Raw genomic sequence first — 18,437 nt, 5'->3', positions numbered from 1 at the left:
AGCCCCTGGAGTCAGACCCTCAGCCCTCGACCCGCTCGATCGCCAGCGCCAGCCCCTGGCCGACGCCCACGCACATGGTCGCCAATCCTTTGCGCCCGCCGCTCTTTTCCAGCTGATGCAGCGCGGTCAACACCAGACGTGCGCCGCTCATGCCCAGCGGATGCCCCAGGGCAATGGCGCCGCCGTTGGGGTTGACCTGCGGCGCGTCGTCGGCGACGCCCAGCTCGCGCAACACGGCCAGCCCTTGGCTGGCGAAGGCCTCGTTGAGCTCGATGACGTCGAAATCGCTCATCGCCAGGCCCAGCCGTTCGGTCAGCTTGCGCACCGCAGGCACCGGGCCGATGCCCATCACCCGGGGTGCCACCGCCGCGCTGGCCATGCCCAGCACGCGGGCGCGGGGCGTCAGGCCATGGCGCTTCACCGCTTCGGCCGAGGCCAGAATCAGCGCCGCAGCGCCGTCGTTGACCCCCGAGGCGTTGCCAGCGGTGACGGTCTTGTCCGCGCCGTTGACCGGCTTGAGCCGGCTCAGCGCTTCGAGCGTGGTATCAGGGCGCAGGTGCTCGTCGTGCTCGACCAGGGTTTCGCCTTTGCGCAGGGCGATGCGCACCGGGACGATCTCTTGCGCGAAGTACCCCGCCGCCTGGGCCGCGGCGGCCCTCTGTTGGCTGCGCAGGGCGAAGGCATCTTGATCGGCACGCGACACCTGGTAGTCGTCGGCGACGTTGTCAGCGGTTTGCGGCATGGCATCGACGCCGTACTGCTGCTGCATCAGCGGATTGACGAAGCGCCAGCCGATGGTCGTGTCTTCCAGTTTCATGTTGCGCGAGTAGCCACTTTCAGCCTTGCCCATGACGAATGGCGCACGCGACATCGACTCGACCCCGCCAGCGATCGCCAGCTCCATCTCGCCACTGGCGATGGCCCGGAACGCCGTACCAATGGCATCCAGCCCCGAGGCGCACAGGCGATTGAGGGTCACCCCCGGCACCGTCTCCGGCAAGCCGGCCAGCAGCAGCGCCATGCGCGCGACGTTGCGGTTGTCTTCACCGGCCTGGTTGGCGCAGCCGAGGAACACCTCGTCGAGCTGCGCCCACTGCACGCCGGGGTTGCGCTCGATCAGCGCCTTGAGCGGAACCGCCGCCAGGTCGTCGGCACGTACCGTAGCCAGGGCGCCGCCGAAACGGCCAATGGGGGTACGCACGGCATCGCAGATGAATACGTCACGCATCAGGCTTCTCCTGGCGCCTGGCCATGGGCCTGGGCGGTACGGGCTTCAAGGTCGCGCAGCGCCGACAGCTCGGTGTCGCTGGGCGCAGCGGTGTGCTGCAGGTCATCAGCGAAGCGCACAGCCCAGCCGGTGGCGGCGACGATCTGCTCGCGGGTGACACCGGGGTGCATCGAGGTCACCACAAATTCGTTGCTGCCGGCTTCCGGCTCCATGATGCACAGGTCGGTGATGATGCCCACCGGCCCTGCCCCGGGCAGTCCCAGGCGCTTGCGCGAGTCGCCGCCTTCGCCATGGCCTACCGAGGTGATGAAGTCGAGTTTTTCCACGAAAGCGCGCGGCGATTGCTTGAGGATGATCAGCACTTGCTTGGCCGAACCTGCAATTTCCGGAGCGCCGCCGGCACCGGGCAGACGCGTGCGCGGCGCGTGGTAGTCGCCCACCACGGTGGTGTTGATGTTGCCGAAGCGGTCGACCTGGGCGGCGCCGAGGAAACCGACGTCAATTCGCCCGCCTTGCAGCCAGTAGCGGAAGATTTCCCCGGTCGGCACCACGGTGTCGGCGGTCTCGGCCAGTTCACCGTCGCCGATCGACAGCGGCAGCACGCTCGGCTTGGCGCCAATCGGGCCGGACTCGTAGATCAGCACCACATCCGGCGATGAGGTCAGCCGCGCCAGGTTGGCCGCCTTCGAAGGCAGGCCGATGCCGACGAAGCACACTGCACCATTGCGCAGGCGGCGGGCCGCGGCGACGGTCATCATTTCTGCGGTCGAGTAGCTCATTGTGCGGCCTCCACGGTGCTGGCCAGCTTGGCCTTGAATGCGTCGAAATCGGCGGTGCCGCGAATATACGTGTCGACCCAGGCGCTGAACGCCTCGCGGCTGCGGGCAATCGGGTCCCAGGCCTGGTAGAAGCGGTTGTCGCGCTCGTAATAGCCGTGGGCGTAGGACGGGTGCGCACCACCAGGCACCAGGCACACCGCACTGAGCGCCCAGGTGGGCAACACGCAGGCGTTCATCGGTGCATTGAGGTCGTCGACGATTTCCTCGACCGTGACGATGCAGCGCTTGGCTGCCAGGGCCGCCTCCTTCTGCACGCCTAGAATGCCCCACAGCAGCACGTTGCCCTTGCGGTCGGCCTTCTGCGCGTGAATCACCGTGACGTCCGGGCGCACCGACGGCACCGCCGCCAGCACTTCACCGGTGAACGGGCAGGTCACGCTCTTGATAAGCGGGTTGACCTTGGGCAGGTCGGAGCCGGCATAGGCACGCAGTACCGCGAACGGCAGGCCGGAAGCGCCGGCAACGTAGGCGTTGGCAAGATCCGCGTGGCTGTGTTCTTCGATCTCGATGGCGTGCGGCCATTGTTTCTCGACGGCGTCACGCAGACGGTGCAACGAGCCGACGCCGGGGTTGCCGCCCCAGGAGAACACCAGGCGCCTGGCGCAACCGGCGCCGATCAACTGGTCGTAGATCAGGTCCGGGGTCATGCGCACCAAGGTCAGGTCGCGCTTGTTCTGACGAATGATTTCATGACCGGCAGCGGTCGGAATCAGGTGCGTGAAACCTTCCAGGGCGACGGTGTCGCCATCGTGGACGAACTGCTGCACGGCATCGCGCAGCGAAAGGATTGCAGCCATTGGAGACTCCTGGTCAGGACGAGTCGGGGCAGCGGGCCGCGCTGGCAACGCCGCTGTGCGATGGCTTGAGAGTAAGGAGACTGACCCGGACAGGACAATCCGATAATCGCGTATATGGGCGATTATCGAACGCTAAGTGAGTGACCCACTCACTGCTGCACTGCCGCTCAACCGAACAGTTGGTGGCACAGGTCCTGGCTGGTCGACAGCAAGATCGGCAGGAAGCGCTGTTCGAGTTCGCTGCGACTGACGCGGCCGACATGGGTACTGACGTTCAGCGCCGCCAGCACCTGGCCGGAGGCGTCGTAGATCGGCACGGCGATCGAGCGCAAACCTTGCTCGAGCTCCTGATCGACCACGCACCAGCCCTGCTCACGGACCTGCTGGATGCAGGCGAACAGCGAATCGGCGTCATGCAGGGTACGGCTGGTGCGCGGCTTGAGGTCGGCGCGCTCGAGGTATTCGTGCAGGCTGGCGTCATCCAGTGCAGCGAGCATGATGCGGCCCATGGAAGTGCAATAGGCGGGCAGTCGACCGCCGACCGAAAGGTCGACCGAAATCAGTCGTTCGACCGTCGCCGAGCGGGCGATATAGAGAATGTCATCGCCTTCGAGTGTGGCCATGTTGGCCGCCTCGTGGAGCGCTTCGCTGATGCGGTCCAGGTACGGCTGTGCCGACACCGCCAGCGGCGTCGACGACAGATAGGCGTGCCCCAGGGTCAGCACCTTGGGCAGCAGCGAGTAAGTGCGGCCATTGGTGGTGGCATAGCCAAGCTTGATCAGTGTGTGCAGGCAGCGCCTGACCGCCGCGCGGGGGATTTCCGTGCGGTGGCTGATCTGCGCGATGGTCAGGTGGCGCTTGCGTTCCTGGAAGGCTTGGATCACCGCCAGGCCTCGCGCCAGAGAGGTCATGAAATCCGGATCACCGGTGAAGGCCTGGATACGCTTGGCTGGGGACGCAACGATAGGCGGGGCCATGGCCGCGCCAGTGCGCGATGCGGGGGTTGCAGCGGCTTCGGGGGTTTCATCGCTCACGGGGCGGCCTCAAAAAATCGGTGCTTGAATTTCACTGCTTTGTGCGATTATCGGACAAACGACCGATAATCGCAATTGACCGGCGACACGATTGCTTATACCTTTCTCGTGCCCATGTGGCTTCTTTGGAGAGACTGGTCAGGTACCCACCGTGGAAGCTTCAAGGCAGCGGCCTCGCTCTTGCGCGAGGCCGTTTTCATTTCTGCCCCTTGCTCGAACTTTCTATCTTCGTGCCCACTCGAAAGTTTCATTCACGCTGTTACCGCGTACTTATGTGATTACAACTTCATCGGCCGAGAGCACTGCGCCCAAGTCTGGGGGACTGGTCTTCAATGAATCGATGGTTATAATCAGCTTCGTTCGTCGTTAGCGTGTATCGCCGGGCACTGCCCAGTGTTTGCCGGCCAGCGGGCCTGAGGCGCAGTGATGCGTAGCGCGCCTGTCGTTCTCGAGCCAGCCGAACGAGCGCCTTGCACAAGTGTATTGGCAAGGTTTCGCAACACCTCTCCCTGCGCCACCCACTCACGGGTGCTCGCCTGCAGGGCGTCATTTACAACTGACAGGTAAGACTGTGACCAAAGAAGAACTTCGCGCTGAACTTGAGCGCCAAGCCGAGCGTTATACCGGAGTCTACGGTGGCGAAGTCACCACCTATGCCGCGCAACCTGACCCCGAGCGCAAACCCTGGCGCAAACGCGCCACTGTTCATGACCAGGCCTTCGCCGAAGAGCTGGACAAGATGGAAAAGGAACTGCGTAGCGACAAACCCTGATGCAGGTCAACGCGAGTTGAAAAACCTCTTCGGATGAGCCTGTGATTGCGTCAAAACCCGGTCTGCAGACACGCTTTTATACAAATTTCATACAAGCGTTTTAAAAACCGCAAGGGTCGGGTTTTCCCATCATTTCAAAGGTTTTCAATACGTTGCAGCGCAGCTCGGCGTAGTTCTAATGGAACCGGGTCGAAGTCCGCAGCCGCCCGCGTGACTTCGCACAGGCTTTTTGAGTCCAAGCGGGTGCTTCGATTGTCATGGTTTTCTGGCATAATCCGCCCCCCTTTCGACCGCCAGAAAACCTTTCATGATCGATTTATTCAGCGGACTGGACGCCTGGGTAGCCGTGAGCCTGGTGCTCGCACTGACCTTTGTGCTCGCCTTCGAGTTCATCAATGGCTTTCATGACACCGCCAACGCGGTAGCTACCGTCATCTACACCAAAGCCATGCCGCCGCACCTGGCCGTGTTCTTTTCCGGGGTGTTCAACTTCCTTGGCGTGCTGCTCGGAGGCGTTGGCGTGGCCTATGCCATCGTCCACCTGCTGCCTGTCGAGCTGCTGATCAACGTCAACACCGGCCACGGTCTGGCGATGGTCTTCTCGTTGCTGGCCGCCGCCATCACCTGGAACCTGGGCACCTGGTACTTCGGCATCCCCGCTTCCAGCTCGCACACGCTGATCGGCTCGATCCTCGGCGTAGGCCTGGCCAACGCGCTGATCAACCACATCCCGCTGGGTGATGGGGTTAACTGGCAGAAAGCGATCGACATCGGCCTGTCGCTGGTGTTCTCGCCACTGGCCGGCTTCATCGTCGCCGCGCTGGTGCTGCTGGGCCTGAAGTGGTGGCGTCCGCTGTCGAAGATGCACAAGACCCCGGATCAGCGGCGCAAGCTCGACGACAAGAAGCACCCGCCCTTCTGGAACCGCATGGTGCTGGTGGTTTCGGCCATGGCCGTAAGCTTCGTGCACGGCTCCAACGATGGTCAGAAAGGCATCGGCCTGATCATGCTGGTGCTGATCGGTATCGTCCCGGCGCAGTTCGTGCTCGACCTGGGCAGCAGCACCTACCAGATCGAGCGCACCCGCGACGCCACCCTGCACCTGAGCCAGTTCTACCAGCGCAACGAAGCCACCCTGGGCGAGTACCTGGCCCTGGGCAAGGCGCGCTCCGGTGACCTGCCCGAGCAGTTCAGCTGCAACCCGCAGCAGACCGAGCCGACCATCAGTGCGCTGCAGACCTCGCTGCAAGGGGTGACCGACTACCACGACCTGGGCGCCGAAAAGCGCGTGGAAGTGCGTCGTTACCTGCTGTGCCTGGACGACACCGCGAAAAAGGTCAGCAAACTGCCAGGCCTCGACGCCCGCGAACGTGCCGACCTCGACAAGCTGCGCAAGGACCTCACCGCTACCACCGAGTACGCGCCGTTCTGGGTGATCGTTGCCGTCGCCCTGGCTCTGGGCCTGGGCACCATGGTCGGCTGGCGCCGCGTGGTACTGACCGTCGGTGAGAAAATCGGCAAGCAAGGCATGACCTACGCCCAGGGCATGTCGGCGCAGATCACCGCAGCCTGCGCCATCGGCATGGCCAACATCTTCAGCCTGCCGGTGTCGACCACCCACGTGCTGTCTTCCGGCGTTGCCGGCACCATGGTCGCCAACAAGAGCGGCCTGCAAGGCGGCACCATCAAGACCATCCTGCTGGCCTGGGTGCTGACCCTGCCCGCCACCGTAGCCCTTGCCGCTGGCCTGTTCTGGCTGGCGACCCTGGCGATCGGCTAAGCCTGCTCGCATGTCAGGCCACCTCCAGCGCGCGCCTGGAAGTGGCCTGAAGGCGCAGCCCAGCGCCCCGCCCTTCGCAACTCCCTTCCCTCGAAGAAACCGCTCAAGCTTGCGCCTCTGCCGGCCGATACCTGTCTCTGACCGCCCCTGCGCAGCACGCAGCGTGGCGTCTGGCGTGCCCTGTGTGGCAGATGCCAAACCGATAGACAGCCAAGCGGACCCGAGGACGCCATGCGCAAGAGCCTTCGTTTCAGCCACAAGATCCTGATCGCTGCCTCATTGATCGTGATCGTTGCCTTCACCCTGTTCACCCTGTTCAACGATTACCTGCAACGCAACGCCCTGCGTGCCAACCTCCAGAGCTACTTGAACGAGATGGGCCAATCCACCGCGACTAACGTGCGCAGCCTGTTCGACGGGCGCATTCGTCTGGTCGAGAGCCTGGCGCAGAACATCGCGCAGAACCCTGGCGAAGCGGCGCAACTGATGGGTCAGCAAGCCCTGACCTCGAGCTTTCTGACCGTCTACCTGGGCCAGCCCGACGGCCGCTTCACCGTGCGCCCCGATGCCAAGATGCCCGACGGATACGACCCGCGGGTTCGCCCCTGGTACAAGGACGGCATGGCCGCCAGCGGCGCGATCCTCACCGAGCCCTACATCGACCTGACCACCCAGCAGATGGTCATCGGCATCCTCAGCAAGGTCTCGGCCAGCGACGGTGTGGTGGGTGGCGACCTGGCCCTGGACGGTCTGGTGAAGATCATCAACTCGCTGAACTTCGGCGGCATGGGCTACGCCTTCCTGGTCAGCGACCAGGGCAAGATCCTCGTCCATCCGGACAAGGAGCTGGTGATGAAATCGCTCAGCGACGCCTTCCCGCAGAACACCCCGAAGCTGACCAACCAGCTCACTGAAGTCAGCGCCAACGGCGAAACCCGCCTGCTCAGCTTCACCCCCATCAGCGGCCTGCCCACGGCCAACTGGTACATCGGCCTGTCGGTGGACAAAGACAAAGCCTTCGCCATGCTCAGCACCCTGCGCACCTCGGCGGTGATCGCCACGCTGGTGGCGGTGGTGATCATCATCGCCTTGCTGGGACTGCTGATTCGCGTGCTGATGCGCCCGCTGCATGTGATGACCCGCGCCATGGAGAACATCGCCGAAGGCGAAGGTGACCTGACCCGGCGCCTGGATGTGCAGCACCATGACGAATTCGGCATCCTGGGCAACGCCTTCAACCGCTTCGTCGAGCGTATTCACGGCTCGATTCGCGAAGTCGCCTCGGCAACCCAGCAGGTCAATGAAGTTGCGCTGCGGGTGATCAGCGCGTCCAACTCCTCGATGAGCAATTCCGACGAACAGAGCAACCGCACCAACAGCGTCGCAGCGGCAATCAATGAGCTCGGCGCGGCGGCCCAGGAAATTGCCGGCAACGCCGCCCTGGCCTCGCAGCATGCAAGCTCGGCGCGGGTGCTGGCCGAGGAAGGCCAGCAGGTGGTGGAGCGCAATATCCAGGCCATGACCCGCCTGTCGGACCTGATCGTCACCTCCAGCGGCCACATCGAGACCCTCAACGGCAAGACCGTGAACATCGGCCAGATTCTTGAGGTCATCACCAGCATCTCGCAGCAGACCAACCTGCTGGCGCTCAACGCCGCTATCGAAGCCGCCCGCGCCGGCGAGGCCGGACGCGGTTTCGCCGTGGTCGCCGATGAAGTGCGCAACCTGGCCCATCGCACCCAGGAATCGGCGCAACAGGTGCAGACCATGATCGAAGAGCTGCAGGTCGGCGCACGTGCCTCGGTCGAAACCATGGACCAGAGCCAGCGCCACAGCCAGGACAGCGTCAACATCGCCAACCAGGCCGGCGAGCGCCTGGGCAGCGTCACCGAGCGCATCGGCGAAATCGACGGCATGAACCAGTCGGTGGCCACCGCCACCGAGGAACAGACCGCCGTGGTCGAGGCGATCAACATCGACATCAGCGAGATCAACCTGCTCAACCAGGAAGGCGTAGAGAACCTGCAAGCCACCCTGCGCGCCTGTTCGGACCTCGAACAACAGGCCGGACGCCTCAAGCATCTGGTCGGTACGTTCCGTATCTGACAGGCCCGCACCTGCCAGGTCGAGCTGTGCGGCGGCGCACCCGGCGAAGCCGCACGGCGCCGCAGTCTGCCTGAGCGCAAAGCTCAGGCAAGACGGGCCGTGGTCAGCGAAATCGAACAAATCCCCCCGATGAAAGGTCCACCTTCAGGCGCTACCTGTAACGGTGTGTTACAGCCGTAAGACAGCGCCGAAGATGATCCCGGAGGGACACCGATCGTGCACATTGCTGACATCACCATGTTCTACGCCCCGGCAAGCGGCGGCGTACGGACCTATCTTGATGCCAAACACCGCCGCCTCGACGCCATGCCTGGCGTGCGGCACAGCCTGCTGATTCCGGGCGCGACCGCCACTCAGGCGGATGGGATCTACCACGTCCCCGCCCTGCCCCTGCCGTTCGGCAAGGGCTACCGTTTTCCCGTGCGCCTGGCGCCCTGGTGCAACGCGCTGCGCAAGCTGCAACCGGACCTGATCGAAGTCGGCGACCCCTACTTCACCGCCTGGGCGGCGCTGGAAGCACGCCGCCAACTGGACGTGCCGGTCATTGGTTTCTACCACTCCGACCTGCCGCTGCTGGTCAGCAACCGCATGGGCAACTGGTTCACGCCCAACGTCGAAGCCTACGTCAGCAAGCTGTACGGCAACTTCGACCGGGTGCTGGCGCCAAGCCAGGTGATGGCCGACAAGCTGATCCGCCTGGGCGTGAAAGAGGTGCATGTGCAGCCGCTTGGGGTCGACCTGAACCTGTTCGACCCAGCGCGACGCGACCCGCAACTGCGCCCGCGCCTGGGCCTGGCCGATACCACGCGCCTGCTGGTGTTCGCCGGGCGTGGCTCGCGCGAGAAGAATCTGCCGGTATTGCTCGAGTGCATGCGCACCCTGGGCAGCCATTACCACCTGCTGCTGGTCGGTTCGAGCATGCCGGTCAACGTGCCGGACAACGTCAGCGTGATCAACGAATTCTGCCCGCCGCAGGAGGTCGCCAGCCTGTTGGCCAGCGCCGACCTGCTGGTACACGCCGGTGATCAGGAAACCTTTGGCCTGGTCATCCTCGAAGCCATGGCCAGCGCCACCCCGGTGGTGGCAGTGCGCGCCGGGGCATTCAGCGAAATCGTGCGCGATGAGTGCGGCAGGCTGTGCACGCCGAACGACGCCCAGGCCATGGCGGCCAGCGTGCGTGAGGTATTCGAGGAAGGTGCACGCAAGCTCGGCGCCCAGGCACGCCAGCATGTCGAGCAGCACTACGCGTGGGACAGCGTGGTCAATGGCTTGCTCGAGCACTACCACGCCGTGCTGGGCCATCAGATGCCGGTGCGTGCCCATGCATGACCTGCAGGATGCGCCGCGCAGCGTGATGCTGGTGCTGCACGACGTGGCGCCGGAAACCTGGCCGGACTACCAGCCTTTCGTCGAGGCTGTCGATGCTCTGGGCGAGGTGCCGATGACCTGGCTGGTGGTGCCTGACTTTCATCACCGCAACGCCCTGCAGCACGCGCCAGCCTTCTGCCGCCTGCTGCAGCGGCGCCTGGCCCAGGGCGATGAACTGGCCCTGCACGGCTTCTACCACGCCGACGACGGCCCGCCGCCACGCACCCCACGCGAGCTGTTCATGCGCCGTATCTACACCCACGAGGGCGAATTCTATGCCCTCGATCAGGCCGCGGCGATGCAGCGCCTGCGTGACGGGCTTGCCGTGTTCGATGCCCAGGGCCTGCCGGTCAAAGGCTTCGTCGCCCCCGCCTGGCTGATGAGCGAAGGCACCCGTCAGGCACTGCGCCAGTTGCCGCTGGCCTACACCAGCACGCCACAGCACCTCTACCGGCTGCCTGACTTTCAGGCCATCGACGCGCCGGGGCTGGTGTGGAGCGCGCGCAGCGCCTGGCGTCGTGGCCTGTCACGGGTGGTCAGCGACTGGCAGTGCCGGCGCCTGGCCGGCGCCAGCACCTTGCGCCTGGGCCTGCACCCGGTGGACATGCGCCACCGCTCGTCTCGCGAGTACTGGATGAACACCTTGCGCACGCTCATCGCCCAAGGCCGCCAGCCGCTGACCAAATCGGCCTGGCTCGACCGCCAGCTGCGCCCATGAGCCGACTGGCCTGGCTCGGCGCGGCGCTGCTGCTGGGCGCCGTGGTGCCGTTATGGCTGGGCGGTGCCGACCTGCTGCCGCGGCTGCGTAACTTCTCGCCGAGCCTGCTGGCGGGTCTGTTGGGCATGATTCTGCTGTGCTGGGTGATCAATGCCTGGCGCCTGCGCCTGTTGCTCGGCCAGCAGGGTGAGCGCCTGGGGGCGCTGCGCAGTGTCGGGGTGATCATGGCGACCGAGTTCGCCATCTGCACCACACCCGGCGGCAGCGGCGGACCCGTGGCACTGATCGCGCTGTTGCACCGCGAAGGGGTCAGCGCCGCGCGCAGCGGTGCGGCGTTCGCCATGGATCAGCTCAACGACCTGCTGTTTTTCTTCTGCGCGATGCTGGCGATTGCCGGCTACGCCATGTTCAACCGCCTTGGCCACAGCCAGCAAAGCATGCTGATGGGCAGCGCGCTGATGCTCTGCGCCGCGCTGCTACTGTTGCTCGCGCTGCTGCGCTGGCGCCGTCAGGTGATGCGCTGGAATGGTCGGATGCTCAAGCGTCTGGGCATGGCCGCCAGCCGCAGGCGGCGCTGGGCGCGCAAGCTGCTGCGCTTTTTGCAGGCACTGGCGCAGACCTGGCGCCTGCCCAAACGTACCTTGGCGCTGGTGTTCGCCCTCACCTGTGCACACTGGGGCCTGCGCTACAGCGTGCTGTATCTGGTGCTGCAAGGGCTGGGCGCGAGCCTGGCATGGATACCGAGCTTTCTGGTGCAGATGCTGGCGCTCAGCGCCGGGCAGTTCAGCCTGTTGCCGGGCGGCGCCGGCGCCGCCGAGCTGACCAGCGCCACCTTGCTGACGCCGCTGGTGGGCGGCTCGGCAGCGGCGGCGGCGATCGTCATCTGGCGTGGCATCACCTACTACTTCTACCTGCTGGCCGGCGCACCGGTGTTCGTCTGCCTGCTGGCGCGGCCGCTGCTGCAGCGTTGGCTGCGGCAGACCGACTAGGGGCTGGCGGTTCATCAGAACCGCCCTGAGCCTTAATCGAAGACTACGGTCTTGTTGCCGTGCACCTGCACGCGGTCTTCGAGGTGGTAACGCAGGCCGCGGGCCAGCACCATCTTTTCCACGTCGCGGCCGAAACGCACCATGTCTTCGATGGTGTCGGCATGGCTGACGCGAACCACGTCCTGCTCGATGATCGGGCCTGCGTCGAGTTCTTCGGTGACGTAGTGGCAGGTCGCGCCGATCAGCTTGACGCCACGCAGCGCTGCCTGATGGTAGGGCTTGGCACCGACGAACGAGGGCAGGAAGCTGTGATGGATGTTGATGACCCGCTCGGCGTAGTCCTGGCACAGCTGCGGCGGCAGGATCTGCATGTAGCGCGCCAGTACCACCACATCGGCGCCGTGCTCGGCGACCAGGCGTGACACTTCGGCGAAGGCCGGCTGTTTGTCCTGCGGATCGACCGGAACATGGAAGAACGGAATGCCGTGCCACTCGACCATGCTGCGCAGGTCGTTGTGGTTGGAGATCACGCAGGGAATATCGCAGTCCAGTTCATCGCTGTGCCAGCGGTGCAGCAGGTCGGCCAGGCAGTGCGACTCGCGGCTGGCCATCAGCACCACGCGCTTTTTCTGCGCCGAATCGGTGATGCGCCAGATCATCGAGAACTCATCGGCGATAGGCGCGAAGGCCTCGCGGAACGCTTCGATGCCGAACGGCAGCGTCTCGGCCCGGATTTCGTGACGCATGAAGAACCAGCCACTCTGCGGATCGGAGTGGTGGCTGGCTTCTGTGATCCAGCCGTTGTACAACGCCAGGAAATTACTGACCTTGGCCACGATACCGACACGGTCGGGGCAGGCGATCACCAGACGAAAGGTGCGCATCAAACAGACTCCAGAACTTCGCAAAGGCGCCGATTGTAGCGGGCTGCCGGGCAAAGCGCAGTAATCATCGACGTGCTGCAGACGCGGCGCGTGATTGCACCCTGCCGCGCCGCTGCCCACAACAGGCACTTAAAGTAAATTTTTCTTTACCAAATACATCGTACTGGCCGGCACATTCAAACATCGACGTTCGGATTAGTTGTTTACTTGCCAGAAGCGTCTGTCTATTATTGCGCCACTGTCTCCCAAACTATGTACTCAAGGAACACCTCATGTCCCTGATCAACGAATACCGCGCTACCGAAGAAGCCATCAAAGAACTTCAGGCGCGTCTGGCCAATCTCTCGCAAGACGACAAGCTCAAGCAAGAGCTGGAATTCGAAGGCAAATTGCGCACCCTGATGGGCGAATACTCCAAGTCGCTGCGCGATGTTATTGCCCTGCTTGACCCAGAAGCCAAACTGAGCAAAGCCCCGCGCGGCGCCGCCAAACCGGTTACCAGCAAACGCGCGCGCAAGGTCAAGCAATACAAAAACCCACACAATGGTGAAGTGATTGAAACCAAGGGTGGCAATCACAAGACCCTGAAAGAGTGGAAAGCCAAATGGGGTGGTGATGTCGTAGAAGGCTGGTCGACCCTGCTGGGTTGATGGCCTGACGGGTACGCCCGTCTCCCCACCTGAAAAAACGCCAGCACTTGCTGGCGTTTTTTTATTTGCGTGAAAATTACTTCAAGTTACAACCCATAACGCTGCTGCCGGCGCTCGGCTTCCAGTTGCCAGGCATCGAGCACCTGCCGGGCCGGCGCCGCGACGTTCTGCACAGCGCCCTGCAGGGCCTGGCGAAAATCGTTCAGGGTATTCGGCGCCCCGGCGCCCGCCTCACTCAGACGTTGCCGACAGAATGCATTCCAGCGTTGTAGCTCGGCACCGTTCAAGCTTGCCGGGAAGTTGCGCGCGCGGTAGCGGAACAGCAATTCCGGCAGGCGCGCGTCGTCGAACATCCACTGTCCATCGGCCAACTCTTGCGGGGTCGCTGCACGCACCTGCTCGCACACTCGGCGGTCGCGGTCACCGATAAACCCGTCGTACAACTGTTGTTCCGGATCTTCGCTGGGTGGGAAATCTTGCGCGCTATAAATCAGTGCCAGTTTGTCCTGCCACTGCCCGACCTGACTGATCAATTGCTCGGCCCGCTGCAGATAAAGTGACATATCCAGATTCAGCCGCTGCTCATCGTTGGGCCGCACTACCGAGAGCGGCGCGACCACCGGACAGCGGTTTATCTGGATGCATTTAAGCGGAACCGGCAATTCGCCTGGCGCCAGTTGCTCACGTCGCGTGTATAAACGCTTGCGTAGAATGTCAGGACTTTCCTGCAATAAAGGCAGACTGTCCTGATGTAAATCGCAGACTATCAGTGCATTGCGATTGCTCGGGTGCCAGGCCAATGGCAACACCACCCCGAGGTATTTGCGTTCGGCGCTAAAGCGTCCGGATATATGCACCAAGGGTTGCAGCAGCTGAATCTGCTGCATGACCTTGTGCTTGCTGCGCAGCTCGAACAACCAGTTGTACAACTTCGGCTGACGCTCACGGATCAGCCGCGCCAGGGCAAGCGTTGCGCGCACATCGGACAGTGCTTCGTGGGCGTTGCCATGCTCGATACCGTTGGCCTGACTGAGCAATTCCAGACGCAGGCTGATGCGCCCATCCTGTTGCGGCCACTCCAGGCCCTCAGGACGCAGGGCGCAGGCGGTGCGCACCACGTCGATCAGGTCCCAGCGGCTGTTACCGCCCTGCCATTCGCGTGCGTAGGGGTCGAAGAAATTGCGATAAAGGCTGTAGCGGGTGACCTCGTCGTCGAAACGCAAGGTGTTGTAACCGGCGCCGCAGGTGCCGGGACGGGCAAGTTCGGCATGCACCCGGGTCATGAACTCGGCCTCGCCCAGGCCTTGCTCAGCCAGCACCTGGGGGGTGATGCCGGTGACCTGGCAAGCGATGGGATGGGGCAGGATGTCGTCGCTGGGGCGGCAATACAGATTGATCGGCGCCTCGATCTCGTTGAGCTCGAGGTCGGTACGCACGCCGGCCAGTTGCAGCGGGCGATCACAGCGCGGGTTGATGCCGGTGGTTTCGTAGTCGTGCCAGAAGATGCTGGAGCTCACGGGGTCGTCCTGTCAGAAGATCGACCCGAGTCTAGCGGTGCGTGGGGGGCAGCGGCCAGTCCAGGCCTCAGGCCGAGGCGCTGGCCTGGCGGAAGCTGAAGAACTCGTGCAGGGCGCGAACGTAGGAGTCGTAGTCGCGCGGGGCCTGCAACAACATGAAGCCGGAATCGTAATGGCCGGGGGTCTGATCTTCGTGGCACCACAGGCAACTGGCGGTGAGGTTGATGAACTGCAGCCCGCCATCCTTGAGCGGAACGCGAATCTGCAATTCGAAATCCGGGCCGACCATCAGCGGCAGCTCGCTGATCAGCATCAGGCCATTTTCCGAAACATTGCCCAGATAGCCCAGCGGTTGGCCGGTAATGCGATTGAACACCTGAAGTACAGCGCACAATTCATGACGTTGGATTTGGCGAGCAGTAAACATGGCGGTCAGGGCTTTCCTATGAGAGGCCAGGAAAACTCGGTACTGGCGGAGGTTGTTACAAAGTTTTAACAGATTGCCGGGGTGGCCATGCAAAAAGGCGCCCAGCGGGCATGGGGCATGGGGCATCCAGCGCAGTCGCGCTTGCACGGGGCGCAGTCCTTTACGGCCCCAAACACTGAACGGTATAGCAGAGGATCTGCCCCTGCACCGCACCTGATCAACGCGTAGGTGGCACCCGCGCCGGCATTACCTGCGCAGGCTCCGCTGCCCGGTAGTGGCCCAGCCGCTCCAGGGTCTGCAGGCGCGCAGCCGCACGGTAGGCGTATTCGTTGCCCGGATAACGCTGGATCAGGTACTCATAGGTGTGCGCGGCATCGACATAGAGCTTTTGCCGTTCCAGGCACTGGCCGCGCAACAGCGACACCTCCGGGTGGATGAACGGTCGCGCGCGACTGGTGCGATCGACCTGCGACAGCTCGAGCATCACCCGCGCGCAGTCGCCGCGGTCGTACGCGCGGTAGGCATTGTCAAGGTGGTGGTCCATCGACCAGCGGGTGCAGCCGACGAGGCTGGCGGCTGCGGCCAGCAGAATCAGGGTTCTCATGAACGGTCTCCTCAGATGGCCTCTGTATCGGCACGCTCCGGCAAATCTTCACAGGCACGTGTCAGCATGGCTGCAGTGGCACTGGGTGCAACCCAGGTAGTGCAACTGAACAATGACTACAACACGATTGAGGAGTAGCCTCTCGCTGCGCTTCATTAAAGGAGTCTATGCATGACCATCCGCCGTACCAAAATCGTCGCCACACTTGGCCCTGCCAGCAACTCGCCGGAAGTGATCGAGCAACTGATCCTCGCCGGCCTCGACGTGGCACGTCTGAACTTCTCCCATGGCACCCCTGACGAGCACAAGGCGCGTGCCCGCCTGATCCGCGAGATCGCCGCACGCAATGGCCGCCACGTGGCGCTGCTGGGCGACCTGCAAGGTCCGAAGATCCGTATCGCCAAGTTCAGCGACAAGCGCATCGAACTCAAGGTGGGTGATCACTTCACCTTCTCCACCGCCCACCCGTTGACCGAAGGCAACCAGCAGATCGTCGGCATCGACTACCCCGATCTGGTCAAGGACTGCGGTGTCGGCGACGAGTTGCTGCTCGACGATGGCCGTGTGGTCATGCGCGTCGAGAACGCCACTGCCGACTCTCTGCACTGCGTGGTGCTGATCGGCGGCCCGCTGTCCGACCACAAGGGCATCAACCGCAAAGGCGGTGGCCTGACCGCGCCGGCACTGACCGAAAAAGACAAGGCCGACATCAAGCTGGCCGCGGAAATGGACCTCGACTACCTGGCCGTGTCGTTCCCGCGTGATGCCAAGGACATGGAATACGCCCGCACCTTGCGCGATGCCGCCGGTGGCAGCGCCTGGTTGGTGGCCAAGATCGAGCGCGCCGAAGCGGTCGCCGACGACGAAACCCTCGATGGGCTGATCGCCGCGTCCGACGCCGTGATGGTCGCCCGTGGTGACCTGGGTGTGGAAATCGGCGATGCCGAGCTGATCGCCATCCAGAAGAAGATCATCCAGCACGCCCGGCGCAACAACAAAGCGGTGATCGTCGCCACGCAGATGATGGAGTCGATGATCCAGAACCCGATGCCGACCCGTGCCGAAGTCTCGGACGTCGCCAACGCCGTACTGGACAACACCGACGCCGTGATGCTGTCGGCGGAAAGCGCTGCCGGCGCCTACCCGATCGAGGCCGTTCAGGCCATGGCGCGAATCTGCCTGGGCGCGGAAAAACACCCGACCAGCCAGAAGTCCAGCCACCGCCTGCACACCACCTTCCAGCGCTGCGACGAGAGCATCGCCCTGGCGGCGATCTACACCGCCAACCACTTCCCCGGGGTCAAGGCGATCATCTCGCTCACCGAAAGTGGCTACACCCCGCTGATCATGTCGCGTCTGCGCTCGCACGTGCCGATCTTCGCCCTCTCGCCGCATCAGGCCACCCAGGCCCGTGCCGCGATGTTCCGTGGCGTCTACCCGATCGCCTTCGACCCGGCAGCACTGCCGGCCGAACAGGTCAGCCAGGCGGCCGTCGACGAACTGCTGCAGCGCGGTCTTGTGCAGCAAGGCGACTGGGTGATCCTCACCAAAGGCGACAGCTACCACACCATCGGTGGCACCAACGGCATGAAGATTCTGCATGTCGGTGATCCGCTGGTTTGATCACGGTGTGTCCTCTGCAGGAGTGAACACATCGGCATACAGCTGATTTCTCGGCAATCCGGCAATGAACAGCCGTCGGGCGAACTGCTCGACGGTTGCCGGAGCGCCGCAGGCCAGCGCCACGGTTTGCCGCGACTCCAGGCGCAACGCCGCCAGCACCTCTTGCAACTGATCGGCCAGCACCTCCTCCACGCGCAACGACCGATGCTTGTGCGTCAGTTCATTCAACGCATCTGCCTGATAGTGCCCTGATGCCTCGTGAGCTACGTGCAGCAGCCTGATCGGCCCCGCATGCCCATGGCGCAGCGCCTCGCGCAAGATGCCCCACAGCGGCGCCAGCCCTGTGCCTGCAGCGAGCAGCCAAAGCGGCCTGTCATGCCAGTCCGGGTCGTAATGCAACGCTCCGCCGCGCACTTCGCCCAGGCTCACAGCATCAGCGCTGCGCAACTGCCGAGCACGCTCGCTGAACGCCCCCTGCCTCCGGCAATCGATGTGAAATTCCAGATAACGGTCTTCGCCCGGTAGGCTTGCCAGTGAATACGGTCGTGCCACCCCGTGCAGCCACAGTACCGCGTGCTGGCCCGGCTGATAGCGCAGCGGGCGCGCGGGCAACAGGCGCACACGCAGCACCTCACCCAGCCAGTGCACCTCGACGACCTCGCTCGGCAGGCCGTCGTTGCGCGGATCGAAGGGTGCCACGTGCAGATCGTCGAGCACCCGGCACTGACAGGCCAGGCGCCAGCCCTCGGCACGCTGGGCAGCGTCGAGCGCCTCGGGGCGGGCGTCGGCCGGCTGACCGTGCAGGCAGCGCACCAGGCAGGCATGGCAACTGCCGGCACGACAGCTGTGGGGTACTGCGATCCCCGCCGCGAGCAGGGCATCTAGCAGGTTGCTGTCGGCGGCCACCGACCAGTGCCGGGCGCCGACGCGTAATTCAGGCATGGGGAAAGGTCTCCTGGCGAATGCCGCACAGCATGCCATGCGCAGGCGCACAAGGCTGCCTGAACCGCTCTCAGCACACAGGTGTTTCACCCCGGCAGGTGCGCTATAATGCCGCGCCTTTTTCGCTGGCGGCCTGACCAGCCGCCATCTCCTGCAAGG

The 18,437-nt window shown here is 63.9% G+C and carries 17 protein-coding genes and 1 pseudogene; 9 read left to right on the top strand and 9 right to left on the bottom strand.

Translation table 11 applies throughout. From position 1 onward, the window contains the following. Positions 1-19 precede the first annotated feature (19 nt). The 4 genes from pcaF to pcaR all read right to left on the bottom strand — a co-directional run bounded on the left by pcaF (position 20) and on the right by pcaR (position 3,841). A complete protein-coding gene (gene pcaF / locus H618_RS0111655) occupies positions 20-1,231 on the bottom strand; it encodes a 3-oxoadipyl-CoA thiolase (RefSeq protein ID WP_211232360.1) in 1,212 nt (403 codons plus the stop codon). Further along, complete coding sequence (locus H618_RS0111650) at positions 1,228-2,007, bottom strand: CoA-transferase subunit beta (protein WP_028695240.1); 780 nt, start codon at positions 2,005-2,007, stop codon at positions 1,228-1,230. The genes pcaF and H618_RS0111650 overlap by 4 nt, the downstream gene beginning before the upstream one ends. After that, positions 2,004-2,864, bottom strand: a complete 861-nt coding sequence (locus tag H618_RS0111645) for a CoA transferase subunit A (RefSeq protein ID WP_028695239.1) — start codon at positions 2,862-2,864, stop codon at positions 2,004-2,006. The genes H618_RS0111650 and H618_RS0111645 overlap by 4 nt, the downstream gene beginning before the upstream one ends. A gap of 167 nt (positions 2,865-3,031) precedes the next feature. Next, entirely contained in the window at positions 3,032-3,841 is an 810-nt protein-coding gene (gene pcaR, locus H618_RS0111640; RefSeq protein ID WP_028695238.1) for a pca regulon transcriptional regulator PcaR, read from the bottom strand. A gap of 628 nt (positions 3,842-4,469) precedes the next feature. On the opposite strand from pcaR, the gene H618_RS0111635 reads away from it, so the two are divergent. The 7 genes and pseudogenes from H618_RS0111635 (at position 4,470) to gpgF (ending at position 11,631) form a co-directional block, all read left to right on the top strand. Then, complete coding sequence (locus tag H618_RS0111635) at positions 4,470-4,670, top strand: hypothetical protein (protein WP_028695237.1); 201 nt, start codon at positions 4,470-4,472, stop codon at positions 4,668-4,670. 307 nt (positions 4,671-4,977) lie between these two features. Further along, positions 4,978-6,450, top strand: a complete 1,473-nt coding sequence (locus H618_RS0111630; protein ID WP_028695236.1) for an inorganic phosphate transporter — start codon at positions 4,978-4,980, stop codon at positions 6,448-6,450. A gap of 231 nt (positions 6,451-6,681) precedes the next feature. Further along, positions 6,682-7,698, top strand: a pseudogene (locus H618_RS23480) (HAMP domain-containing protein); the annotation flags it as partial. Between the two features lie 93 nt (positions 7,699-7,791). After that, the gene (locus tag H618_RS23475; RefSeq protein ID WP_425414186.1) at positions 7,792-8,556 is read left to right on the top strand and encodes a methyl-accepting chemotaxis protein; all 765 of its coding nucleotides are present in this window, start codon (positions 7,792-7,794) and stop codon (positions 8,554-8,556) included. Between the two features lie 216 nt (positions 8,557-8,772). After that, the gene (gene gpgS, locus H618_RS0111620; protein WP_028695234.1) at positions 8,773-9,885 is read left to right on the top strand and encodes an N-acetylglucosaminyl phosphatidylglycerol synthase; all 1,113 of its coding nucleotides are present in this window, start codon (positions 8,773-8,775) and stop codon (positions 9,883-9,885) included. Continuing rightward, positions 9,878-10,642: an N-acetylglucosaminyl phosphatidylglycerol deacetylase gene (gene gpgD, locus H618_RS0111615; protein ID WP_028695233.1), complete on the top strand. Its 765-nt coding sequence runs from the start codon at positions 9,878-9,880 to the stop codon at positions 10,640-10,642. Before gpgS ends, gpgD begins: the two co-directional genes overlap by 8 nt. Next, the gene (gpgF, locus tag H618_RS0111610; protein ID WP_028695232.1) at positions 10,639-11,631 is read left to right on the top strand and encodes a glucosaminyl phosphatidylglycerol flippase; all 993 of its coding nucleotides are present in this window, start codon (positions 10,639-10,641) and stop codon (positions 11,629-11,631) included. Before gpgD ends, gpgF begins: the two co-directional genes overlap by 4 nt. A gap of 32 nt (positions 11,632-11,663) precedes the next feature. On the opposite strand, the gene purU is transcribed toward gpgF, so the two are convergent. Continuing rightward, entirely contained in the window at positions 11,664-12,515 is an 852-nt protein-coding gene (purU, locus tag H618_RS0111605) for a formyltetrahydrofolate deformylase (RefSeq protein ID WP_028695231.1), read from the bottom strand. A 272-nt stretch (positions 12,516-12,787) separates the two neighbouring features. Between purU and mvaT the strand changes: the two genes are divergently transcribed. After that, the gene (gene mvaT, locus H618_RS0111600) at positions 12,788-13,165 is read left to right on the top strand and encodes a histone-like nucleoid-structuring protein MvaT (protein WP_028695230.1); all 378 of its coding nucleotides are present in this window, start codon (positions 12,788-12,790) and stop codon (positions 13,163-13,165) included. Positions 13,166-13,251: 86 nt separating this feature from the next. On the opposite strand, the gene sbcB is transcribed toward mvaT, so the two are convergent. The 3 genes from sbcB to H618_RS0111585 form a co-directional block, all read right to left on the bottom strand. Further along, positions 13,252-14,682 carry an exodeoxyribonuclease I gene (gene sbcB, locus H618_RS0111595; RefSeq protein WP_028695229.1) on the bottom strand — a complete coding sequence of 477 codons (1,431 nt, stop codon included), beginning with the start codon at positions 14,680-14,682 and terminating at the stop codon, positions 13,252-13,254. Positions 14,683-14,749: 67 nt separating this feature from the next. Then, positions 14,750-15,109: a PilZ domain-containing protein gene (locus H618_RS0111590; RefSeq protein WP_028695228.1), complete on the bottom strand. Its 360-nt coding sequence runs from the start codon at positions 15,107-15,109 to the stop codon at positions 14,750-14,752. Positions 15,110-15,326: 217 nt separating this feature from the next. Then, the gene (locus H618_RS0111585; RefSeq protein ID WP_028695227.1) at positions 15,327-15,713 is read right to left on the bottom strand and encodes a tetratricopeptide repeat protein; all 387 of its coding nucleotides are present in this window, start codon (positions 15,711-15,713) and stop codon (positions 15,327-15,329) included. Between the two features lie 171 nt (positions 15,714-15,884). Between H618_RS0111585 and pyk the strand changes: the two genes are divergently transcribed. Then, complete coding sequence (gene pyk / locus H618_RS0111580) at positions 15,885-17,336, top strand: pyruvate kinase (RefSeq protein WP_028695226.1); 1,452 nt, start codon at positions 15,885-15,887, stop codon at positions 17,334-17,336. Here pyk and H618_RS0111575 read toward each other — a convergent pair whose 3' ends face one another. Then, on the bottom strand, positions 17,337-18,278 hold the full coding sequence (locus tag H618_RS0111575; RefSeq protein ID WP_028695225.1) for an iron-sulfur-binding ferredoxin reductase: 942 nt from the start codon (positions 18,276-18,278) through the stop codon (positions 17,337-17,339). Positions 18,279-18,437: the final 159 nt, after the last annotated feature.

It is taken from the genome of Pseudomonas cremoricolorata DSM 17059 = NBRC 16634, assembly GCF_000425745.1.
Classification (GTDB): Bacteria; Pseudomonadota; Gammaproteobacteria; order Pseudomonadales; family Pseudomonadaceae; genus Aquipseudomonas; species Aquipseudomonas cremoricolorata.
The sequence above is the reverse complement of the archived record's forward strand: the minus strand, read 5'-3'. Positions and strand labels throughout refer to the sequence as shown.

What these genes read in the sequence shown, in the direction of transcription:
- gpgF (WP_028695232.1), top strand. Translation starts at nt 10,639, where the DNA reads ATGAGCCGACTGGCCTGGCTCGGCGCGGCGCTGCTGCTGGGCGCCGTG.
- H618_RS0111645 (WP_028695239.1), bottom strand. Translation starts at nt 2,864, where the DNA reads ATGGCTGCAATCCTTTCGCTGCGCGATGCCGTGCAGCAGTTCGTCCAC.
- H618_RS0111650 (WP_028695240.1), bottom strand. Translation starts at nt 2,007, where the DNA reads ATGAGCTACTCGACCGCAGAAATGATGACCGTCGCCGCGGCCCGCCGC.
- gpgD (WP_028695233.1), top strand. Translation starts at nt 9,878, where the DNA reads ATGCATGACCTGCAGGATGCGCCGCGCAGCGTGATGCTGGTGCTGCAC.
- H618_RS23475 (WP_425414186.1), top strand. Translation starts at nt 7,792, where the DNA reads ATGAGCAATTCCGACGAACAGAGCAACCGCACCAACAGCGTCGCAGCG.
- mvaT (WP_028695230.1), top strand. Translation starts at nt 12,788, where the DNA reads ATGTCCCTGATCAACGAATACCGCGCTACCGAAGAAGCCATCAAAGAA.
- H618_RS0111575 (WP_028695225.1), bottom strand. Translation starts at nt 18,278, where the DNA reads ATGCCTGAATTACGCGTCGGCGCCCGGCACTGGTCGGTGGCCGCCGAC.
- purU (WP_028695231.1), bottom strand. Translation starts at nt 12,515, where the DNA reads ATGCGCACCTTTCGTCTGGTGATCGCCTGCCCCGACCGTGTCGGTATC.
- H618_RS0111590 (WP_028695228.1), bottom strand. Translation starts at nt 15,109, where the DNA reads ATGTTTACTGCTCGCCAAATCCAACGTCATGAATTGTGCGCTGTACTT.
- H618_RS0111630 (WP_028695236.1), top strand. Translation starts at nt 4,978, where the DNA reads ATGATCGATTTATTCAGCGGACTGGACGCCTGGGTAGCCGTGAGCCTG.
- H618_RS0111585 (WP_028695227.1), bottom strand. Translation starts at nt 15,713, where the DNA reads ATGAGAACCCTGATTCTGCTGGCCGCAGCCGCCAGCCTCGTCGGCTGC.
- pyk (WP_028695226.1), top strand. Translation starts at nt 15,885, where the DNA reads ATGACCATCCGCCGTACCAAAATCGTCGCCACACTTGGCCCTGCCAGC.
- pcaR (WP_028695238.1), bottom strand. Translation starts at nt 3,841, where the DNA reads ATGGCCCCGCCTATCGTTGCGTCCCCAGCCAAGCGTATCCAGGCCTTC.